Below are 907 nucleotides of genomic sequence, written 5' to 3' on the forward strand. Positions count from 1 at the left end.
TCACAGGACCTTCGGCGCGCGCCGTCGGCGCCATGAAGGCAGCGATGAGGGTGGCAAGCAACAGAACGAGCGCGCGGCTCATTGGGCAGCCGTGCGCGCGTCGAAGAGTTCGCGCAACACCGGCACCAGTGCCAACGGCAGGTCCTCGGCGATCAGACCGGGTCCGAACCGGCTGCCGGCCTCAGCATGCAACCACACCGCCGCGCAGGTGCCCTCGAAGGGCCGCATGCCTTGCGCCAGCAAACCGGCAATGATGCCCGACAGCACGTCGCCTGACCCGGCTGTGGCCAGCCACGGTGCACCGCTGGAGTTGATCGCCGCTTTGCCATCGGGTGCTGCTATGACCGTGTCGGCGCCCTTGTAGACGATGACGGCGTTGGCCCGCGTGGCGGCCGTTCGCGCCTTGTCCAATTTCGACATGGTTTTGTCCCCGGCGATATCAGGGAACAGGCGGCCGAATTCGCCCTCATGCGGCGTAACTATCAAGGCAGGCGCATTCGGCTGACGGGCAGCTTCGAACAGCGCCTGAGGCTGATGGGCCAGCGACGTGATGGCGTCGGCATCAAGAACCATCGCACTGGCGTGGTTCGCGGTCGCCTCGTCGCGTGCTTCCTCCTCCAAAGCCTTGATCAGCTGCAGGGCGAAATCGCCGACCTTGGGCTTTGGCCCAAGCCCCGGTCCGAACACCAGCGCCCCGGGATGGCGCACCGTTAGAAATTCCTGCACCTCCTCGAGCGAGCCCGCCTCGCGCAGCATGATCGAGGTCAGGTGAATCGCGTTCACCTGCATGGCGTTGCCAGGCGACAGCACGGTGACCGCCCCTGCCCCGCTTCTGGCGGCGGCCAGCGCCGACAGCCGCGCCGCGCCCGTAGCACTGGGACCGCCGGAAAAGACGCCGACATGGCCG

The 907-nt window shown here is 67.0% G+C and carries 1 protein-coding gene; it reads right to left on the reverse strand.

Annotated features, from left to right (window positions below; genetic code table 11):
- Window positions 1-78: 78 nt before the first annotated feature.
- A partial coding sequence (locus EN994_RS33320) for an NAD(P)H-hydrate dehydratase (RefSeq protein ID WP_127308250.1) occupies window positions 79-907 on the reverse strand: 829 nt, incomplete at its 5' end.

The sequence above is a fragment of the Mesorhizobium sp. M7A.F.Ca.CA.002.09.1.1 genome (genome assembly GCF_003998555.1).
In the GTDB taxonomy this organism is placed as follows: Bacteria; Pseudomonadota; Alphaproteobacteria; order Rhizobiales; family Rhizobiaceae; genus Mesorhizobium; species Mesorhizobium ciceri.